The following is an 18,878-nucleotide window of genomic DNA, read 5'->3' as shown; positions in this document are numbered from 1 at the left end:
ACCCGCGCGCTGGTCAGCACCCCCCCGCGGGGCGGCCCCCCCACCACCACGATGATAAACCCCCCCACCCCCCCCCCGCGGGGGGGGCGGCCCCCCCCCCCGGGGGGCCCCCCCCCCCCCGCGCCGGGCGACATCATCACCTATACGCTGACCGTCACCAACCACGGCCCCTCCGACGCGGTCGACGTCACCGTCCAGGACCCCACCAACGGCAACCTGGTCACGATCGTGGAGCTGCCGGACGAATGCCCGCCCAGCGGGCTGACCGTCACCTGCCCGCTGGGCACGCTGGGGCCGGGCGAGACACGCGTCCTGGTGTTCAGGGTCCAGATCGTCGAACCGCAGCCGGACGACACCCAGATCGACAACTGCGCCACCGTCTACACCGGCAGCCGCGAGACGGACTGGGACAACAACTCCTCGTGCGCGGACACCGTCGTGCACCCCACGCCCACGCCGACCACCACCGGCATGCCGATCACCAGCGCAACCAAGTCGGGACCCGCCACGGCCGGGGTGGGCGACACCTACACCTACACGCTGGTGGTGCGCGACACCGGTACGGCTCCGGCCTACAACGTGGTGGTACACGACCCGATCGACTCCAACCTCACCGTGGTGTCGGCGTCGGACGGATGCGTGGTCACCGCGCAGCAGGTGGCCTGTGCCGTCGCCGTGCTGCAGCCGGGCGAGGAGCGCACCTTCACGATCACGGTCAGGGTCGACGACGACGCCCCGGCGGGGACCACCGTCGACAACTGCGCGGTCGTCTACTCCACGACGCGGCGGGCGCTGACGCGGGAGAACGGCTCCTGCGTGAAGACGACCGTCACCGTGCCCACGCCCACGCCCACGCCCACCCCCACGCCCACGCCCACCCCGACGCCGACGCCGACGCCGACGCCTTCGCCGACTCCCACGAGGACGCCGACCAGCGCCCCGGCGCCCACCGACACCGGCGGACCGGGGACCGGCGCCGGGCCTGACCACGGGCCCGACCATGGGGGCAGCCAGGGGCCGCGGTTGCCGTACACCGGCGCGCCCACGGCCTGGCTGGCCGCGGGGGCCGCGCTCCTGCTCGGGCTGGGCGCCGCCGTCAGGATCCTGGCCAGGCCCCGCCGTACGGCTAGGCGATGAACGGCATCAGCCGCCGCAGCTCCTCCTCGGAGACCTGCCTGCCGTACGGCGCGAGCTGGAAGGTCTCCGGGCCGAGGAACTCGGCCCAGTACTTCTCGACGAACGTCCGGCCGGCCTCGACGTCACCCGCGTCGGGCACGTGCTCCAGCAGCCCCCGCTGGTAGGGCGCGTACTCCAGGAACTGCGAGGCGTGCGCGAGGCAGGCGTCGAGCTTGGCCTGCCGTACCGGGCCCACGTCGACCACGACGTCGTCACGGTGGACCGGACGCGAGGCGTAGTCGGTCATCAGCAGGCAGACCGGCTGGCGCGGCAGCGAGGGCATGCCGCACGCCAGGTTGCGCACGGTGACCAGCTCCACGGCCTGCTCGGCGAGCCGGCCCGCGGCCCGGTTGTCGGGGTGTCCCGAGCCGTCGCCGTGCAGGGCGATCACCAGGTCGGGGCGCCAGGCGCGGATCTCGCGCATGACCCGCAGGCGCAGCTCGACGGTGGGTTCGAGCTCACCGTCGTGCACGTCGTCGAAGATCTCGTAGGTGGTCACGCCGAGCGCGTCGGCCGCGCGCCAGGCCTCCTCGGCCCGGCGGCGCGCAAGGGGAACACGTTCCAGCCGGTGGTGGCCGCCGTCACCGTTGGTGAGGGTCAGGAACTTCACCGCGTGACCGGCCTGGGCCAAAAGGGCGGAGGTGCCCCCCGCGTAGATCTCGGGTTCGTCGGGATGGGCGGCGATCACCAGGGTGCGCAACATGGCTCAACTCTCGTTAGGGGATGTGATCACCGGTACGGCCTGCCGTACCGGCCTGGAAGACCCGTTCACGGGCCAGTTCGAGGGCGTAGCGGACGGCGCCGTCGAGCACGGCGTTGCCGTCGACGCGGCTGACGGAGACCGCCACCGGCGCCAGGCCGGTCGGGGCCAGGAGGCCGGCGACGCGTTCGCGCAGCGGCTCGCCCGCGGCGATGCACACGGGCCCGCCGAGCACGACGCGGCCGGGGTCGAGCACGCCGACGGCGGCGGTGACGGCGATGGAGACACGCCGGGCGAAGTCGTCCAGGAAGCGGCCGTAGGGACCGCCGGGCGGCTGCGTCGCCTCCAGGCGGTCGGGGTTGTGCGAGCGCAGGAACGCCACGACCTCGGACAGGCCGGAGCCGACCTCCAGGCCGTGCGCGCGAGCCAGCTCGGCCAGCGGCTGCGCGCCGAGCAGCACGCCGACGGGACCGCCGTCGGGTCCGTGGACGCGGCCGACGCTGACGGGGTCGGGCACGATCACCGAGCCGACCTCGCCGCCGCGCCCGGTCACGCCGCGCCACAACGAGCCGTCGAGCACCGCTCCCGCGCCGACGCCGCTGCCGACCCACAGCAGCACGAAGCTGCTGCCCTCGTGCTCGGCCAGCTCGCGGATGGCCACCAGGTTGACGTCGTTCTCCAGGCGGAAACGCTCGGCCCCGAGCCGCTCGCGCAGGTCGCCGAGGTCGTCGAGGTGCGACCAGCCGGACAGCTGCACGGCCTGGCGCAGCCGCTCTCCTCCGGCGTCGACGATGCCGGGAACGCCGAGCACGATCTGGTCGAGCTGCTCCAGCCCGACGCCCGCCGAGTGCGCGGCGGCCTCGACGGCCGAGGTGAGGAACTCCACCGCGTCGGCGCCCTCGCCGGGCGCCTGGGCCCGGTGGTCGCCGCGCGCCCGACCGCTCAGGTCGGCCACGGTCACATCCACCGCCCGCGCGGTGAGGTCCACGCCGGCCACCCAGGCGGCCGAGCCGTCGAGCTCCCACTGCTGGGCGGCGGGACCGGCGTTGCCGGGCTTGGTGCCGGCCTTGCGCGCCAGCCGCCCGTTCTCCAGGCGGCGCAGCACCTCGGCGGCCGAGGCCTTGGACAGGCCCGTGTGGAACTCCAGCTCGGCCCGGGTGAGGGTGCCGTGGCGCAGGAGCAGCTCCAGGGCGGCGCGCTCGTTGAGGGTGCGGAAGACGGTTTGGTTCCCGGTGGACACTACTTCACGGCTCCTGACGTCAACCCGGACTGGATATGTCGCTGGAAGACGATATAGGCGACCACGACCGGCAGGACCGTCATGCTGAGCGCCGCGAACAACGCCGGCCAGTCCGCCTCGTATCCGGCGATCGTGGAGATGTCGGCGATGCCCTGGGTGATGACCCATTTGCTCTTGTCGCCAGGCAGCAGCACGAGCGGCAGCAGGTACTGGTTCCACTGGCCGAGCACGTTGAAGATGGTCAGGCTGACCAGGCCGGGCTTGGCCATGGGCAGCATGACCTGGAAGAAGGTCCTGGTGTGCGAGGCGCCGTCGATCATCGCCGCCTCGGCCACCGCGTCGGGCAGCCCCCTGAAGAAGGAGGTCAGGAAGAACACGGTGAACGGCAGCGAGTAGGCGATGTAGACCAGGACGAGGCCGACGTGCGAGTCGAGCAGGCCGAGGCCGTCGACCACGAAGAACAGCGGCACCAGCGCCAGGAAGACGGGGAAGGCCATGCCGGAGACGAACAGGAAGTAGATCAGCCGGTTGCCGGGGAAGCGGTAGCGGGCCAGCACGTAGGCGGCCATGGAGCTGAGCAGCATGGTGCCCGCGACCCCGAAGAACACGACGATCACCGTGTTCAGCAGGTACCGTCCGACGCTGGCCTTCTCCCAGGCGCGCACCCAGTTGTCCCAGCGCAGCTCGCCGGGCAGTTGCAGGGCGTCGCCGAAGATCTCGGCGTTGCTCTTGAAGGAGGCCAGCAGGGTCCACACCAGGGGCGCGATGATCAGCAGCGCCCATACGGCGAGCAGCGCCTGAGCCAGCTTGCGGCCCATCAGTACACGATCCTCTCTCGCCTGGTGACCCGCATCGTCACCGCGGCGAAGGTGAGGGTCAGGAAGAACAGCGCCACTCCCAGCGCCGAGGCGTAGCCGAAGCGCGAGTAGCCGAAGGCGTTCTTGTAGATCTCGGTGGCCAGCACCGTGGTGGCGCCGTCGGGCCCGCCCTGCTCGACCGAGAGCACGTTGACCAGGGCGAAGCCGTCGAACGCCGCGATGCCCAGGTAGATCCAGCCGACCTGGACGGTCTCCCACAGCAGCGGCAGCGTGATCCGGAAGAACGTGGTCAGCCGCCCCGCGCCGTCGAGGGCGGCCGCCTCGTAGACGTCCTTGGGGATGGCGGCCATGCCCGCCGAGAACAGCACCACGTAGAAGCCGACGGCCTGCCAGACCATGACGGCGATGATCGACCAGAGTGCGAGCGTCTGGTCGGTCAGCCAGCCGACGGGCTCGATGCCCAGCTGGATCAGCGCGCCGTTGATCACGCCGCTGGCGTCGGGCCGGTAGACGGCCTTGAACAGCACGCCGACCACGGCGACCGCGAGCACCTGCGGCAGGAAGAAGACCACGCGGTAGAAGCCCGCGCCGCGGACCGAGCGGCCCTGCGGCGCGTTGAGCAGGTAGGCGAAGGCCAGAGCCAGCGCGATGATGGCCAGCGGCATGGCGACGAGCAGGACCGCGTGGTTGCGGATCGCCTGCCAGAAGGAGTCGTTGCCGAACATGCGACGGAAGTTGTCCAGGCCCACGAAGTTCAGCCCGGACGACACCCCTCGCCAGTCGGTCAGCGCGATCTGGAACGCCTGCACGTAGGGGCTGATCACGAAGACCAGGTAGACCACGACGGGCAGGAGCAGGAATCCCGCGACGAAGCCGTGCCGCCGCATCGTCAGACGCTCCGGGTCTGCTTGGAGATGGAGGAGTCGTTCTTGAGCTCGTCCGCCTTCTTCTGCATGTTCTCGCAGAACTGGTCGGCGGTGATGCGCCCGGCCATGACCGAGTTGGTCTGGGTCTGGGAGTAGTCGAACAGCTCCTTGTACCAGGTCTCGAAGCGGGCGTCGGTGATGATGTCCTTGCCCGCCGCCTCCTGCGCCTTGGCGGCGCTGTTGACCGCGGAGGTCAGGTTCAGCCCGTCCACGACGCCGTTGACGACGGTGAGGTTCCTGGTCTGCTCGGTGTAGCCGCGGGCGCCCTCCTTGGAGAGCATGATCCGCAGGTACTCCAGCCCGCCCTGCGGGTTCTTGCCCTTGGCGGAGACGAAGAAGGCCTCGGCGACACCCACGAAGATCGCTTCGTACGGCATGGCGTCGGTGCCCGTGACGGAGGGCACCGGCGCGATGGCGTACTCGAAGGTGTCGGGCTTCTCCTTGGCCATCTCGTTCTCCAGCCAGGAGCCGCACGGGTAGAACAGGACCTTGTCCTGCAGGTGCTTGACCTGGGTCTGGGTGTGGTCGAGGCCGAAGTAGGCCTTGTCGCCGTAGTCCTTCTGGATCTGCGCCCAGGCGGCGACCGCCTGACGCACAGGCTCGGCGGTCCAGGCGCCGTCGGCGAGGTTGTCGATGTCGATGATCACCTTGTTGCCGCCGATCTTGGCGGCGGTGTAGACGAGGTTCCAGACCTGGTAGAACGGGCCGACCTGGCCGGGGTAGGCGAACAGCGCGATGCCGGCCTTCTTGGCCTCCTCGCCCAGGGCGTTGAACTCCTCCCAGGTTTTGGGCAGCTGCCAGCCCTTCGACTCGAAGAGCTTGGCGTTGTGCCACAGGGCGCGGTGGCCGACGGTGTACTGCAGGACCCGGGGCACGCCGTCGATCAGGGAGTTCTCGTAGACGCCGCCGACGAGGGTGTCGATGACCTTCTTGTCGGGGAAGGCGAGCGAGGGGGCCTCGAAGAGCGGGGTGAGGTCGGCGAGCTGGCCTTCCTGGACCAGCGCCTGGAGGTCGAGCGCCTCGGGTCCCGAGTTGTTGACGACGTCGGGGACGTCCCCGGAGATGAAGCGGGGGCGCAGCTGCGTGCCGACCTTCTGGGTGCCGACGTGCTTGAGCTTCGACTGCGGGTAGGCCTTGCTGTAGGCGGCCTCGTGCAGGTCGACGGCGTACTTGTCGCCGTTGCCGCCGCTGAAGATGACCACTTCGAGCGGGGCGGCGGCGGTCACGCCGAGGGGGTTGGCCGCGGAGGTGGCGGCGGCGGTGACGGTGGGGGTGGGGGCGGCGCTGCGGCCCGTGGTGGCGCAGGCGGCGAGCGGCGTGGCCAGCGCGGCGAGGCCGAGTCCGCGCAGGACGTCGCGGCGGTTGGGGGACATGGATCCTCCTGGACGACTAACCGTCTGGATACCTTCCAGACGGTTAGCCGCTGACTGTAGAGGGCTCGGGTCTGTGGCGCAAGTGCCGTCAGAACTGTTCGCGCAACCGGGCCTTGGCCTCCTCGCCCGCTCCGATGCGGTCCAGAGCGGCCAGCGCGGCGCCGGCGATCGGCGGCAGCTCGGCGATGATCTGGGTGGCCAGCGGAGCCCTCTCGGCGAACCGCTCGTCCAGCAACGCCGTCAGCAGCGGGTCGCGGGCCCGCAGCACTCCCCCGCCCAGGACCACCTCGGTCGGGGTGCCGAGCAGGTCCAGGCGCTTCAGGCACACACCCGCCATGGCCATGACCTCGTCGGCCATCCGCGTGACCAGGCTCACGGCGATCTCGTCGCCCGCCGCGGCCACCTTGAACAGGCCCGGCGTCAGCTCCAGCAGCCGCTCGCGCTCCAGGCGGCCGAAGTGCAGGTCAAGCGCCACCTGCTCGACCGTGGCCGCTCCGAAGTGGCTCTTGACCAGGGCGGCCAGCTCCGTCGGCGCGCCCCTGCCGTCCTCGGCCCGCACGGCGTGCCAGAGCGTCTCGGCCGACAACCCTCCGCCGCCGCCCCAGTCGCCGCTGATCGGCCCCAGCGACGGGAAACGGGCGACGGAGCCGTCGGGCGCGACGCCGACCGCGTTGATGCCCGCACCGCACACCACGGCGACACCCCAGGGTCCCGAGGCGCCCGATCTGAGCAGGGCGAAGGTGTCGTTGCGCACCAGGATCTCGCGGGCCAGCCCGCGCCCCGAGATCTCGTGCTCCAGCGCCACCTCCTCCTCGGGCAGGTCGGCTCCGGCCAGGAAGGCCACCAGGTGGTCGGCCCGGCCGTCGAAGCCCAGCGCCTGCCGTACGACGACCTCGATGACGTCCGTGGCGGTGGCGACGCCCTCGCTCTGCGGCAGGAAGGCGCCGCCTCGCCCGCGGGCGAGGATCTCGCCCTCCGCGTCCAGCAGGACGACGTCGGTCTTGCTGTTGCCCCCGTCGACGGCGATCAGCGTCGTCATGACTGACGCTCCAGCATCAGCCTGGTGAGCTCGGCGGCGATCGCTTCCTGGCCGACCAGCGGGTGGGCCAGGAGCGCGTCGCGCACCCGTCCCTCGCCGCCGTGCAGGGCTGCCTGGAGCGCCAGCTCCTCGTAGGCCGACACACCGGCGATCAGGCCGCGGTAGAGCGGCTCGACGGGCTCGACGGGCAGGGGTACGGCACCGGCGGAGGTGATCTTCGCGGGCACCTCGATGACCGCCTCGTCGCCCAGGAACGGCAGGGTGCCGTTGTTGCGCGTGTTGACCACCTGGACGTCGCCGCGGTCGCCGAGCAGCGAGGCGATGAGCGCCACGGCGGCCTCGGAGTAGAACGCTCCACCCCGCTTGGACAGCAGCTCGGGCTTGGTGTCCACGGCCGGGTCGGCGTACATCTCCAGCAGCCGCTCCTCCATCGCGGCCACCTCCGAGGCCCGTGACGGCGCCGATCTCTGCTCCTCGACCACGATGTCGTGCTGGTAGAAGTAGCGCAGGTAGTACGAGGGCACGACCTGGAGGCGCTGGATGAGCTCCAGCGGCAGGTGCAGGTCGTCGGCGATGGCCTGGCCGTGCTGGACGAGCAGGTCGGGCAGCACGTCCTTGCCGTCGACGCGGACCGAGCGCTCCCAGGTGAGGTGGTTGAGCCCCACGTGGCCGAGCTCGACGCGCGAGGGCTCGACGCCCAGGTGCTTGGCGAAGCGGCGCTGGAAACCGATGGCGACGTTGCACAGCCCGATCGCGCGGTGGCCCGCGTCGAGGAGCGCACGCGTGACGATGCCGACCGGGTTGGTGAAGTCGACGATCCAGGCGTCGGGAGCGTGCTCCTTGACCTGGGCGGCGAGCTCCAGCACCAGCGGCACCGTGCGCAGGGCCTTGGCCAGTCCGCCCGCGCCCGTCGTCTCCTGGCCCACGCAGCCGCACTGCAGGGGGAAGGTCTCGTCCACGTTGCGCGCGGCCTGGCCGCCCACGCGCAGCTGGAACAGCACGGCCTGCGCGCCGCGCACGCCCTCGGCCAGGTCGGCCGTGGCCACGACGCGCGCGGGATGACCTGCCTTCGCGAGCATGCGGCGCGAGACCCCGGCCACCAGCTCCAGGCGGGTGGCGTCGGGGTCGACGAGCGCGATCTCGGTGAGCGGCAGGTCGTCGCGCAGGCGGGCGAAGCCGTCGATGAGCTCGGGGGTGTAGGTGGAACCGCCCCCGATGACAGCGAGTTTCACGCTGGACTCCTTGATTAGTAAACTTTCCTAATCAAGGAATCTACCAGGCGTCCTACTTGTCCTGGTGCTCAGGGAAGGCGTTGACGGTCACGCGGTGCATGCGCCGCCGCTCGGTGTAGTCGGCCACCGCGTAGTGCTGGGTGGGCCGGTTGTCCCAGAACGCCATCGTGCCCGGACGCCAGCGCAGCCGTACCTGGTATTCGGGCGAGCGGATGTGGTCGATCAGCAGCGGCAGCAGCGCCTCGTTCTCACGAGGGCTCAGCCCGACGAAGCCGGTCGTCGAGGCGCGGTTGACGAACAGCGCCTTGCGCCCCGTCTCGGCGTGCACGCGCACGACCGGGCGCTCGATCGGCGGCCACTTGGCCTGGATCTCCTCCAGGACGAACGGGTGGCCCTTGGAGATCGCCTTCGTCATCGACATGGTGATGTCGTGGACGGCGGTCAGCTCGTCGCACAGGCGCTGCATCGGCTTCGACAACGTCTCATAGGCCAGGTAGGTGTTGGCCCAGCAGGTGTCGCCGCCGATGCTCGGCAGCTGCACGCACCGCAGCAGCGACCCCATCGGCGGGGTCGGCTCGAAGGTGTTGTCGCTGTGCCACTCGTCGCCGCCCTCCCCCTTCGGGTCGGTCTGGTCGAGGACGTGGATGGGACTGCCGCTGTCCTTCTTGAACGCCGGATGGTTCAGCGTGCCGAAGTTCAGGGCGAACTGCAGGTGCTGCTCGTCGTCGATGTGCTGGTCCCGGAAGAACAGCACCAGGTGCTTGAGCCACCCCGCGCGCAGGGTCGCCACTTGCTCCTGGGACAGGGGTTTGCGCAGGTCTACACCGGTCACCTCAGCGCCGATGTGCCTGGTCACGGGGTGAAACTCGATCATAAGGGGACCCTAATACCAAGCAATTGCTTGGTCAAGAGGAGACTGGACTACATGGATGTGACCACCACATATCTGGAAATGACGTCATCTGCCGACCTGGTCCCCGCGCGTCCGCCTCGCCTGGCCGTCGACGTCGTGCGCGCCGAGGTGGCCTCACCCGAGTTCAGCCGGTTCCTCTACACCGCGGTCGGCGGCGACTGGCAGTGGACCGAGCGGCTGCCGTGGTCCTACGCCCAATGGGAGACCTTCCTGGCCGGAGGGGTCGAGACCTGGGTGGCCTGGCACCGCGGCACGCCCGCCGGATACGTGGAGCTGCAGGCACACCAGGACGGGGAGGTGGAGATCACCTCGTTCGGGCTGCTGCCGTACGCCATGGGAGCAGGCGCGGGCGGACACCTGCTCGCGGCCGGTACGGCACGCGCGTGGGACCTGCACACCCGCATGGAGGGCCGCGAACCCACCCGGCGGGTGTGGCTGCACACGTGCACGCTCGACGGTCCGGTGGCGCTGCGGAACTATCTCGCGCGGGGATACCGGGTGTTCGACGAACGACTCAACGAGCCCGGCGACGAGGACACGGGCTCGACTCCAGGCCCCTGGCCAGGCGCGAGAGGCTGACCCGAGCTGCCGCTCCCCCGGCCGGAATCGCGCTGCAAGCCGTACAAAAGCCCGTGGAGTCGCGGACAGTCGGTGATGTTCGGCAGAATGTTCGACATGGCCCGACGCACCACCACGCCCCCGCCTGAGGACTTCGAGGAGCGGATCGTCGACATCGACGTCTCCTCCGAGATGCGCACCAGCTTCCTCGAGTACGCCTACTCGGTGATCTACCAGCGCGCCCTGCCCGACGCGCGCGACGGTCTCAAGCCCGTGCAACGGCGGATCCTCTACTCAATGAGCGAGATGGGCCTGCGCCCCGACCGCGGGCACGTCAAGTCGAGCCGCGTGGTCGGCGACGTCATGGGCAAGCTGCACCCCCACGGCGACACCGCGATCTACGACGCCCTCGTACGGCTGTCGCAGCCCTTCTCCATGCGGCTGCCGCTGATCGACGGGCACGGCAACTTCGGCTCGCTCGACGACCTGCCCGCCGCCATGCGTTACACCGAGGCGCGGCTGGCCCAGGCGGCCATGCTGATGGCCGAGTCGATCCACGAGGACACGGTCGACTTCAAGCCCAACTACGACGGCCAGGAGACCGAACCCACGGTCCTGCCGTCCGCGTTCCCCAACCTGCTCGTCAACGGCACCACCGGCATCGCCGTCGGCATGGCCACCAACATGGCGCCGCACAACCTCGGCGAGGTCATCGCCGCCGCGCGCCACCTGATCAAGAAGCCCGACGCCACGCTCGACGAGCTGATGCGCTACGTCCCCGGCCCCGACCTGCCCACCGGCGGCTCGATCATCGGCCTCGACGGCATCCGCGACGCCTACGAGAGCGGGCGCGGCACCTTCCGCATGCGGGCCAGGTGCTCCATCGAGCAGATCACCCCGCGCCGCCGCGGCATCGTCGTCACCGAACTGCCCTACAACGTCGGCCCCGAGCGCGTCGTCACCAAGATCAAGGAGCTGGTGACCTCCAAGAAGCTCCAGGGCATCGCCGACCTCAAGGACCTCACCGACCGGCACAAGGGCCTGCGCCTGGTCATCGAGATCAAGAACGGCTTCGTGCCCGAGGCCGTCCTCGAGGAGCTCTACCGGCTCACGCCGATGGAGGAGACCTTCGGCATCAACAACGTCGCCCTCGTCGACGGCGAACCCCGCACCCTCGGACTGCGCGAACTCCTCCACGTCTACGTCGACCACCGCCTCGAAGTGGTCAGGCGGCGCTCCGAGTTCCGCCGCCGCAAGCGCGAGGAACGCCTGCACCTCGTCGACGGCCTCATCATCGCCCTGCTCAACATCGACGAGGTCATCCAGGTCATCAGGACCAGCGACGACTCCGCCGCCGCGCGCGCCCGCCTCATGGACATCTTCGACCTGTCGGAAGTCCAGGCCACCTACATCCTCGACACGCCGCTGCGCCGCCTCACCCGCTTCGACAAGCTCGAACTCGACCGCGAGAAGCAGCAGCTGACCGACGAGATCGCCGAGCTGACCGAGATCCTCTCCTCCGACGTACGGCTGCGCCAGGTCGTCTCCGGCGAGCTCGCCGAAGTGGCCAAGAAGTACGCCACGCCGCGCCGCACCATCCTCCTCGAAGCCTCCGGCGTCACCCGCTCCGCCACCGTCACCCTCGAAGTCGCCGACGACCCCTGCCTGGTGCTCATGTCGTCGACCGGGCTGCTGGCCCGCACCTCCGACGCCTCCCCCCTGGCAGGAGACGGCGACCGCAACGCCCACGACGTGCTCGTCTCCGTCGTGCGCACCACCGCGCGCGCCGAGGTCGGCGTGGTCACCTCACACGGGCGCGCCATCCGCGTCTCCGTGCTCGACCTGCCCATCCTGCCGCCCTCCGCCAACCCGCCCTCCCTGTCGGGCGGCCATCCCGTCTCCGAATACGTCACCCTCCAACCCGACGAGAAGGTCGTCGGCCTCGGCTCCCTCGACCCGGCCGGCCTCGGCCTCGCCCTCGGCACCTCCTCAGGCGTGGTCAAACGCGTCGTGCCCGACTACCCGGTCAACCGCGACGACTTCGAGGTCATCACCCTCAAGGACGGCGACAGCGTCGTCGGCGCCGTCGAACTCGAATCGGAGGAGCACGACCTGGTCTTCATCACCTCCGACGCGCAACTGCTGCGCTACCCCGCCTCCGCCGTCCGCCCCCAGGGCCGGCCCGCCGGCGGCATGGCCGGCATCCGCCTCGACGGCTCCGCCAGCGTCGTCTTCTTCGGCATCGTCGACTCCACCAGGCCCGCCCAGGTCGTCACCGTCGCCGGCTCCTCCACCGCCCTGCCCGGCACCCAGGTCGGCGGCGGCAAGGTCTCCGACTACGCCGAGTTCCCGCCCAAGGGGCGCGCCACCGGCGGCGTCCGGGCCCAGCGCTTCCTCAAGGGCGAAGACGTGCTGCTGCTCGCCTGGGCCGGGCCTGCCCCGGCCAAGGCGGTGTCGGGGACGGGCAAGCCCATCCCCCTGCCCGAGGAGATCAGCCGCCGTGACGGGTCGGGGCTGCGGCTCACCCACACCATCGGGGCCGTGGGCGGGTCGTTGGGGGCTGGGGAGGACGCTTCGGCGGGGTCTGGGGAGGAGCCGCCGCTCTTCTGAGGGGATTGACCTCGCTGGCCGCCCCCCTTCGGCATGGGCCTCGCTAGTCGAGCGCCTCCGGCATGGGCCTCGCTGGTCGTGCGCCTTCGGCGCGGGGCGGGCTTGGGCTCCCTTCATTGGGGGGCCGAGCCCCCCAAGACCCCCTGCCGGGGGCCTTCCGGCCCCCGGACCCCCGGTCGTTGCCGTGGGTGAAGGATTTACGGGGGACGAGGGCTCAAGGGCAGGAAGACGCTCGTCAATTCCTAGGTGAGCTGGCCACCCCCCGCGCGACGTGTGTCTTGTCCCTCGCCCTCGCGAGCGACCCACGAAAGCACCTCTTTCGCCAGCCCAGCATGTCCACCGCCGACCGCATGGAACACGGTCGTGATCAACTCCCGCCCCTGGGCCGCGTCCACCAGCGCGTCGTCGATCCATCCCTGCGGCGCACCGCGCTCCCGTAGGCGGCGCCTCCGCTCACCATCCGGGCAGTCGAGCAAAGCCCAGTGCACCGGCCCGTCCCACCTGGCGAACGCCGGCACCTCGTCGGCGTCGGGGATCGGGCACATCAGGAGCACCGGATGACCGGCCCGGCGCACCATGGTGACGACGCGCCCCCACAGGCGGTCATACGCGGGCCAGATCGGCGCGGCTTCCGGCTTCGCGATGGGGACGCCGATCAGCTCGCCGTCCTCGAGCAGTTCGTCCATGTCCATCACGACCAGCCCGCCGGCCGCTTCGAGGAGGTGGGGTAGCAGCGTCGTCTTGCCCGAGCCTGGCGCGCCCGCGAGCAGGTACAGGTCAGCGAGGCGATCTTCCATTCAGGTGATGGTAGTCAGCAGGATCTGAGTTGCCACGTGATTAAGCCCCGCCTCCAGGAGGAACCAGTGTCACTCCCGCAGCTCACCCCCGAGGAGAAGCTCGCCGAAGCGAAGCAGCTGTTGGGCCTCCCCCGCATCGTCGCGATCTGCGGCTCCACCCGCTTCATGCCCGAGATGAACGAGGCCGATCTGCGGGAGACAGAGGCCGGAAGGATCGTCGTCAAGCCCGGCTGTGACCTGAAGTCGCCGCACGAGCTCTGGTCCGATCCTGTCGCGGCCGAGGCGCTGAAGGTTCGGCTCGACGATCTGCACCGGGCGAAGATCCGGCTGGCTGATGAGGTGCTCATAGTCGGCGACTACATCGGAGACAGCACCCGGGCCGAGATCGCCTACGCCCGATCGCTGGGCAAGCCCACGCGGTTCACCCACCCCGAAGTCGACCCTGACGCCTGACCGCCCACCGCCACTGGATCACCTAAACGATCTCAAGGTTGGCCATCATGCCCATGTCCTCATGCTCGGCGTTGTGGCAGTGGAACAGGTAGCGCCCCCGGTAGCCCTCGAAGCTGGCGTCGGAGACCTTCCTGACCCTCACCGGACCGCTGGCCGTCTTCAAGCAGGCCCATCCGAACGTCGAGATCGAGCTGCACTGGTCACCGGCCGACGACATGGCGCGACGGTTGCGAGCACAGGAGGTCGACCTGTGCGTGGCCTCGCAGCCCATCCACGCCGACGGGCTGGAGTGGGCGCCACTGTTCGACGAGGCGGTGGGGCTGGCGGTGCCGCTGGGACACCGGCTCGCCGGCCGTACATCGGTGATGATCGAGGAACTCGCGGACGAACCATTCGTCACCGCTCGCAAGGGGCACTGGATTCGGCGCCTGCTCGACCGGCTCTTCGCGGCGCGCGGGCTCACGCCGAGGATCGTGTGTGAGAGTGACGAGCACAGCGCGATCGCGGACCTGATCAGCACGGGCCTCGGGGTCGGGCTCGTCCCCGCCATCGCCCGCCGCAGCGCGACGCAGGCACCCGGCGCGTGGATCGCCGTCGACAGCGCGGACTGCCGGCGGCAGGTGGTGCTGTACTGGGGCGCGGGAAGCCACCTGTCGGCTGCCGCGCGGCTGATGCGGACGACGGTCACCGGGTGGGAGTGGGGCGTGCCCCGCGGCTGACGCCACGGCCGAAGGTCGGCGCGCCTACCCTGGCAGCCGTGGGTGAGCCTTTCGCGTTCGGTGACGGTTATGCGTGGTATCACGGGCCATCGATGGACAGCACGGCCCACCGGCATGCCGCCTTCCAGGTCGCGGTGGGGGTGGGCGGCGAGGTGGGCATGGTGGACGAGACGGGCGTCGAGCATCGGGGGCCGGCGCTGGTGGTGCCGCCGATGGTGCGTCACCGACTGCTGGCCGGGGGTGATCTGCGCGTGTTCTTCGTGGAGCCGCACTCGGTGTTCGCCGACCGGTTGCGGCGGTTGGGCGGGGAGGGCATCAGCGTGGTGAGTGAGCTGCGGGATCTGCGGGTGGAGGACCTGCGGTGGGGTGTTTCGGGGGAGCTCGACCCGCGCCTGGTCGAGGCGATGAGGCTCCTGTCGGCGGAGAACCGCGCGACGGCCGGCCTGGTGCCGGAGAAGCAGGCGATATCCCGGCTGAGGCCGGAGAAGCAGGCGATATCCGGGCTGAGGCCGGGCAACGGCGCGACATCCAGGCTGATGCCGGGGAACCGCGCGGCACGCGGCCATGTGTCCGAGAACGATGCTCTGCCTGGACGGGCTCGCGAAGGCGTCGCGATGTCCGAGATCGCCGCGCAGGTCGGCCTGTCGCCGCAGCGTCTCAGGACTCTTGCTCGCGAGCAGCTCGGCATGCCCCTCGCCAGGTGGCGGATCTGGCAGCGTCTCAGCCGCGCCGCCGAGGCGTTGCGCGAAGGACGTACACCCGCGGATGCGGCTGCCGTGGCGGGGTTCGCCGACCAGGCCCACTTCCACCGGCGGATGCGCGAGATGATCGGGCTGACACCGACCGCCGTGGCCCGCGCCGTACGCCCGTAGCCGCGCAAATGCTTAGCCCGGGGCCACAAACCAGGGCCCACCGAGCCCCACCCACCGAGCCGGCCCAGCGGACGTCAGAGCAGCGGACGTCAGAGCAGCGGGCCAGCCCGGACCGCCGACCTGCCTCAGGCGCGCCGTGCCACGTACAGCGAGATCGACCCGTTGACGGTCGCCACCACGTCCGCCTCCCGCACCCCCAAAAACCCCGCCTCCCTCATCAACTCCGGCACCACCCCCTCCGCATTGGGCTGCGTGTCCTCCTTCCCGTCCGCCCACTGCACCACCCGGAAGGCCAACCGCATCAACGCCGTCCGCTGCTCCCCGAAGTCGGCGATCACCACCTTCCCCCCAGGCCGCAGCACCGCGTGCATGGACGCCAGCACCCCCCGCTTCACCGCCATCGGGCACTGGTGCAGCACCAAGCTCGACACCACCGTGTCGACCCGCTCCCCACCGACGAGCCCCTCCAGCGCATCCCCCATCCCGACCCGCCAGTCCGGCGCCACCCCCGCAGCCAGCGCCTTCCGCCGCGCGACCGCGAGGACGGCCGGGTCGGGGTCGACGCCGATGACCCGCGCCCCGGGCTCGGCCCGGCTCAGCAACACGGCCAGCGACCCGGTGCCGCACCCGACGTCGACGATGACGTCGCCGGGCCGCGCCGCCACGTGCATCGCGGTCAGCCCGCGCCACACCCGCTCCCGGGTCAGCGCGATCAGCGGGTCGTAGAAGCGGGTGAGCGAGGCGCGGCCGGCCGCGGGCGTGAACGATGTCATGCCCGCAGCCTGCCGATCACCGGACGAGACGTCTTGAACGAAACGCCCGCGCCTCCTCGCCGGCGATGGGCGGAAGGAGGCAGGCAAAGGAGTACCGAGGGACGCCCAAACCACGATCACGCACAACGCGTGACTGCGAGGACCTGGCCCGATTCCTGATGGCGCTCCATGATCGACCGCTCTGAGCGTGCCGGGACGCTTTGAGAACCCGTTGGGAGGCGCCCGATAGCTGTGCGGCACAGTGTGTCCGTTGCCGCCACCGCGTCTCAGTTGGTCTAGCCGTGATCGACGGCCTGCGCAGTGATCAGGCAGGCGAACGCCGCGACGGCGAGTACGGCCCGGACGAGGTGCAGGTTGAGCCACCGCTGACGGATCTCGTGCCAGTCGGCGGGCAGCTTGTCCGGGTTCCAGGAGTCCGCGACCCGATTGAGGGGTTCGAGGCCCGCCAGGGTGAGGGCGACCGTGAGGATCACCAGAAGCAGGGCCGCCGAGCTGAGGCCGAGGACGAGCCATCCGCGGGGCCACGACAGGGCTGAGGTGACGGCCGTCGCCGCGATGCCAGTGAGAAGGAGCGGCGGCATCGCACGCCCGTAGTCGACGTTGAGCGCCTGCCAGTAGCGGACGTACGCGGCCCCGGGCAGGCCACCCACGGACGGCGCGAGCACCGCGAACAGGACCCCGCCCGCATACAGCCCAACCAGTAACAGCGCGACCGTTCTGGACGCGGTGAGAGCCACGGACACCGGACGCCTCCTGAAGAACCAACCCTGAATTGAATCGCACCTTTTCATTAGATATTCTTCTAGTCAATACAGTCTGAAACCATGGTCCTCAATGACTGAGCAGAGCAAGCGCCGCCGCTACTCCAGCCCCCTGCGCCAGGAGCACGCCCAGGCCACGCGCCAGAAGATCGCGACGGCGGCCGGGGAGTTGATGGTCGCCAAGGGCTACGCCGACACCACCATGGCGGAAGTCGCCCGCGAGGCCGGCGTGGCCGTTCAGACGCTGTATTCGTCCTGCCCGGGCGGCAAGCCCTCCCTGGCCAAGCTCGTCTACGACATCACCCTGGCCGGGGACAGCCAGAGGCTGGCGCAGAGCGACCGTCCCGCGATCCAGGCGATCCTCGACGAGGCGGATCCGGTGCGCAAGCTGACCCTGTATGCCGCCATGGCCACCACGATCCTGCGGCGCATCAAACCCGTGCACCGCGTCCTTCGAGCCGCCGCGGCCGCGTCCCCGGCCGACGCAGGCCTCCAGGACCTGCTGATCGACATCGAACGGGAACGGCTGGCCGGAAGCCGCGGGCCGGCCGAGCATCTCCATGCCCTCGGAGCGTTGCGCCGCGGACTCCCGCCGGGCCGGGCGGCCGAGCAGATCTACGTCCTCACCTCGACGGAAACCTTCGAGAAGCTCACCGAAGTATGCGGGTGGAGCGAAACGGAGTACGAACAGTGGCTCGCCGCCATGCTCGCGGCGGCCCTGCTCGAACAACCGGGGCGCGCCGACGCCCGCTGATACGGGGACAAGCCGCGGCTACCTCGGCAAGGGCGCGAGCGAGCGCCAACCCCGCGCGCGTGTGTGGAATAGCCGGATTCACCGGGGCGAGTTCGGAGTCGGCGTTGAAGCCGATGGGGAGGCGTGGGCCGGACGCACAGACGTGGTGGGTAGGCGAGCCCGCCTCGGTGTGGCACACCAGACTCGCGATCGTTGACGGGTCGACACGGCCGGCGGTCGATGTTCACGCGCTCCACCCACCCATCCTGCGGGCGTCCCAGCCGGCACTACTCCGCGCCCGGCCAACGCAGTTTCATCCCGGCTGTCCTTGCCGCCCGCTGGCTGCGGGCACCGAGTGTCCGCTGCTCGCTGCCTCGTCTCAGTACGTCTAGCCGAGGCTGCCCGAGGCGTGGACCGAGGGTTGCTCGGTGGTGAGCCAGCCGAGGTCGAGCCGTACGCCGGTCAGCGCCTCCACGGTCGCCAGCGCGGTCTCCCAATCCGGGTCGTGGAGGTAGGGGCTGGGAGGGAGTTCGTGGAATGCTCCAGGGTCGTCCTCGTCGTATTCCTCCTCATCCTGTTTCCGCCGATCGAGAGCCCGGATCGCGCCAAGGTGGGCGTCGAGTGCGCGCGGGTCCCGGCCGGAGCATTCCTCGGGAGAGGGATGCAGGACGTCCAGCTCGGTGACGACCTCGCCGTCGGCAGCGTAGATGAGCCCGTTGGCGTTGTTGACCAGCCAGAAGAAGCCCCACGCCTGAGCGTCGGCCGATACGCGGGCCAGTGTCTGCGGCGTGAACCAGCCGTTCCGAGCCCAGAAGAAGACGTCTTCTTCGTGCCGGCCCAGCGCCACATGCCCCGGATCGGGGTCCAGGTTCATCGGTACGCAGGGGGTGATCGTGCCGGGGTCGGCGCCCAGGCGACGGGCCAGCTCGGTGATCGTGAGGCGGTGGTGCCTGCCCCGTACCACCATCCACGCCATCGAGTTGCCGATGTAGGGATTGGTGTGGTGGCCATCCCGTAACAGGTTCACGTAGTGGTCCACCATGGCGGGGGTCACTGGGTTGATCACGAGCATCCTTTCCTCGAGGCGTGTCCTAGCTGTAATGACCTGAGAGGTTAGGAACGCGGCTGGCAGGTGGCTGGCCACCGAGTGCGGTGTGACCGCGGTGGTGATTGTAGGCGTGTAGC

20 protein-coding genes are annotated in these 18,878 nt (G+C 70.3%); 7 read left to right on the top strand and 13 right to left on the bottom strand.

Annotation, left to right across the window (positions count from 1 at the left end; all coding sequences use genetic code 11):
* Positions 1–51: 51 nt before the first annotated feature.
* Positions 52–1,137 (top strand): hypothetical protein, encoded by a 1,086-nt coding sequence (locus tag ACIBH1_RS48640; RefSeq protein WP_397320962.1) that lies wholly within the window; start codon positions 52–54, stop codon positions 1,135–1,137.
* On the opposite strand, the gene ACIBH1_RS48635 is transcribed toward ACIBH1_RS48640, so the two are convergent.
* The 8 genes from ACIBH1_RS48635 to ACIBH1_RS48600 form a co-directional block, all read right to left on the bottom strand.
* Positions 1,127–1,879 carry a PIG-L deacetylase family protein gene (locus ACIBH1_RS48635; protein WP_397320960.1) on the bottom strand — a complete coding sequence of 251 codons (753 nt, stop codon included), beginning with the start codon at positions 1,877–1,879 and terminating at the stop codon, positions 1,127–1,129. The two genes, ACIBH1_RS48640 and ACIBH1_RS48635, sit on opposite strands and share 11 nt — an antisense overlap.
* A gap of 13 nt (positions 1,880–1,892) precedes the next feature.
* Positions 1,893–3,116: an ROK family transcriptional regulator gene (locus ACIBH1_RS48630; protein WP_397320959.1), complete on the bottom strand. Its 1,224-nt coding sequence runs from the start codon at positions 3,114–3,116 to the stop codon at positions 1,893–1,895.
* The gene (locus ACIBH1_RS48625; RefSeq protein WP_397320958.1) at positions 3,116–3,934 is read right to left on the bottom strand and encodes a carbohydrate ABC transporter permease; all 819 of its coding nucleotides are present in this window, start codon (positions 3,932–3,934) and stop codon (positions 3,116–3,118) included. The genes ACIBH1_RS48630 and ACIBH1_RS48625 overlap by 1 nt, the downstream gene beginning before the upstream one ends.
* The gene (locus ACIBH1_RS48620; protein WP_397320957.1) at positions 3,934–4,821 is read right to left on the bottom strand and encodes a carbohydrate ABC transporter permease; all 888 of its coding nucleotides are present in this window, start codon (positions 4,819–4,821) and stop codon (positions 3,934–3,936) included. The genes ACIBH1_RS48625 and ACIBH1_RS48620 overlap by 1 nt, the downstream gene beginning before the upstream one ends.
* A 2-nt stretch (positions 4,822–4,823) precedes the next feature.
* Complete coding sequence (gene ngcE / locus ACIBH1_RS48615) at positions 4,824–6,233, bottom strand: N-acetylglucosamine/diacetylchitobiose ABC transporter substrate-binding protein (RefSeq protein WP_397320956.1); 1,410 nt, start codon at positions 6,231–6,233, stop codon at positions 4,824–4,826.
* 88 nt (positions 6,234–6,321) lie between these two features.
* Positions 6,322–7,272: an N-acetylglucosamine kinase gene (locus tag ACIBH1_RS48610; protein WP_397320955.1), complete on the bottom strand. Its 951-nt coding sequence runs from the start codon at positions 7,270–7,272 to the stop codon at positions 6,322–6,324.
* Positions 7,269–8,504 (bottom strand): 6-phospho-beta-glucosidase, encoded by a 1,236-nt coding sequence (locus tag ACIBH1_RS48605; protein WP_397320954.1) that lies wholly within the window; start codon positions 8,502–8,504, stop codon positions 7,269–7,271. The genes ACIBH1_RS48610 and ACIBH1_RS48605 overlap by 4 nt, the downstream gene beginning before the upstream one ends.
* 52 nt (positions 8,505–8,556) lie before the next feature.
* Positions 8,557–9,378, bottom strand: a complete 822-nt coding sequence (locus ACIBH1_RS48600; protein ID WP_397320953.1) for a TauD/TfdA dioxygenase family protein — start codon at positions 9,376–9,378, stop codon at positions 8,557–8,559.
* A gap of 78 nt (positions 9,379–9,456) precedes the next feature.
* On the opposite strand from ACIBH1_RS48600, the gene ACIBH1_RS48595 reads away from it, so the two are divergent.
* Together ACIBH1_RS48595 and ACIBH1_RS48590 are read left to right on the top strand one after the other, a co-directional pair.
* Positions 9,457–9,996, top strand: a complete 540-nt coding sequence (locus tag ACIBH1_RS48595) for a GNAT family N-acetyltransferase (protein ID WP_397320952.1) — start codon at positions 9,457–9,459, stop codon at positions 9,994–9,996.
* An 87-nt stretch (positions 9,997–10,083) separates the two neighbouring features.
* Complete coding sequence (locus ACIBH1_RS48590) at positions 10,084–12,585, top strand: DNA topoisomerase (ATP-hydrolyzing) subunit A (RefSeq protein WP_397320951.1); 2,502 nt, start codon at positions 10,084–10,086, stop codon at positions 12,583–12,585.
* 242 nt (positions 12,586–12,827) lie between these two features.
* Here the strand turns inward: ACIBH1_RS48590 and ACIBH1_RS48585 are convergent, their stop codons facing one another.
* On the bottom strand, positions 12,828–13,382 hold the full coding sequence (locus ACIBH1_RS48585) for an AAA family ATPase (protein WP_397320950.1): 555 nt from the start codon (positions 13,380–13,382) through the stop codon (positions 12,828–12,830).
* A 66-nt stretch (positions 13,383–13,448) separates the two neighbouring features.
* On the opposite strand from ACIBH1_RS48585, the gene ACIBH1_RS48580 reads away from it, so the two are divergent.
* On the top strand, positions 13,449–13,835 hold the full coding sequence (locus tag ACIBH1_RS48580) for a hypothetical protein (protein WP_397320949.1): 387 nt from the start codon (positions 13,449–13,451) through the stop codon (positions 13,833–13,835).
* Between the two features lie 22 nt (positions 13,836–13,857).
* Here ACIBH1_RS48580 and ACIBH1_RS48575 read toward each other — a convergent pair whose 3' ends face one another.
* Positions 13,858–14,052, bottom strand: coding sequence for a multicopper oxidase domain-containing protein (locus tag ACIBH1_RS48575; protein WP_397320948.1), 195 nt, complete (start codon positions 14,050–14,052; stop codon positions 13,858–13,860).
* Between ACIBH1_RS48575 and ACIBH1_RS48570 the strand changes: the two genes are divergently transcribed.
* Together ACIBH1_RS48570 and ACIBH1_RS48565 are read left to right on the top strand one after the other, a co-directional pair.
* Entirely contained in the window at positions 13,967–14,554 is a 588-nt protein-coding gene (locus ACIBH1_RS48570) for a LysR substrate-binding domain-containing protein (RefSeq protein ID WP_397320961.1), read from the top strand. The genes ACIBH1_RS48575 and ACIBH1_RS48570 overlap by 86 nt on opposite strands.
* Positions 14,555–14,646: 92 nt before the next feature.
* Positions 14,647–15,426 (top strand): helix-turn-helix domain-containing protein, encoded by a 780-nt coding sequence (locus ACIBH1_RS48565; RefSeq protein ID WP_397320947.1) that lies wholly within the window; start codon positions 14,647–14,649, stop codon positions 15,424–15,426.
* 125 nt (positions 15,427–15,551) lie between these two features.
* Here the strand turns inward: ACIBH1_RS48565 and ACIBH1_RS48560 are convergent, their stop codons facing one another.
* Together ACIBH1_RS48560 and ACIBH1_RS48555 are read right to left on the bottom strand one after the other, a co-directional pair.
* Positions 15,552–16,199, bottom strand: a complete 648-nt coding sequence (locus tag ACIBH1_RS48560; protein WP_397320946.1) for a class I SAM-dependent methyltransferase — start codon at positions 16,197–16,199, stop codon at positions 15,552–15,554.
* A 275-nt stretch (positions 16,200–16,474) separates the two neighbouring features.
* Entirely contained in the window at positions 16,475–16,942 is a 468-nt protein-coding gene (locus ACIBH1_RS48555) for an anthrone oxygenase family protein (protein WP_397320945.1), read from the bottom strand.
* A 91-nt stretch (positions 16,943–17,033) separates the two neighbouring features.
* Between ACIBH1_RS48555 and ACIBH1_RS48550 the strand changes: the two genes are divergently transcribed.
* Positions 17,034–17,714, top strand: a complete 681-nt coding sequence (locus tag ACIBH1_RS48550) for a TetR/AcrR family transcriptional regulator (protein WP_397320944.1) — start codon at positions 17,034–17,036, stop codon at positions 17,712–17,714.
* A 367-nt stretch (positions 17,715–18,081) separates the two neighbouring features.
* On the opposite strand, the gene ACIBH1_RS48545 is transcribed toward ACIBH1_RS48550, so the two are convergent.
* The coding region (locus ACIBH1_RS48545; RefSeq protein ID WP_397320963.1) for a hypothetical protein at positions 18,082–18,878 on the bottom strand (797 nt) is incomplete at its 5' end.

This window comes from Nonomuraea sp. NPDC050663 (genome assembly GCF_044456985.1).
In the GTDB taxonomy this organism is placed as follows: Bacteria; Actinomycetota; Actinomycetes; order Streptosporangiales; family Streptosporangiaceae; genus Nonomuraea.
The sequence above is the reverse complement of the archived record's forward strand: the minus strand, read 5'-3'. Positions and strand labels throughout refer to the sequence as shown.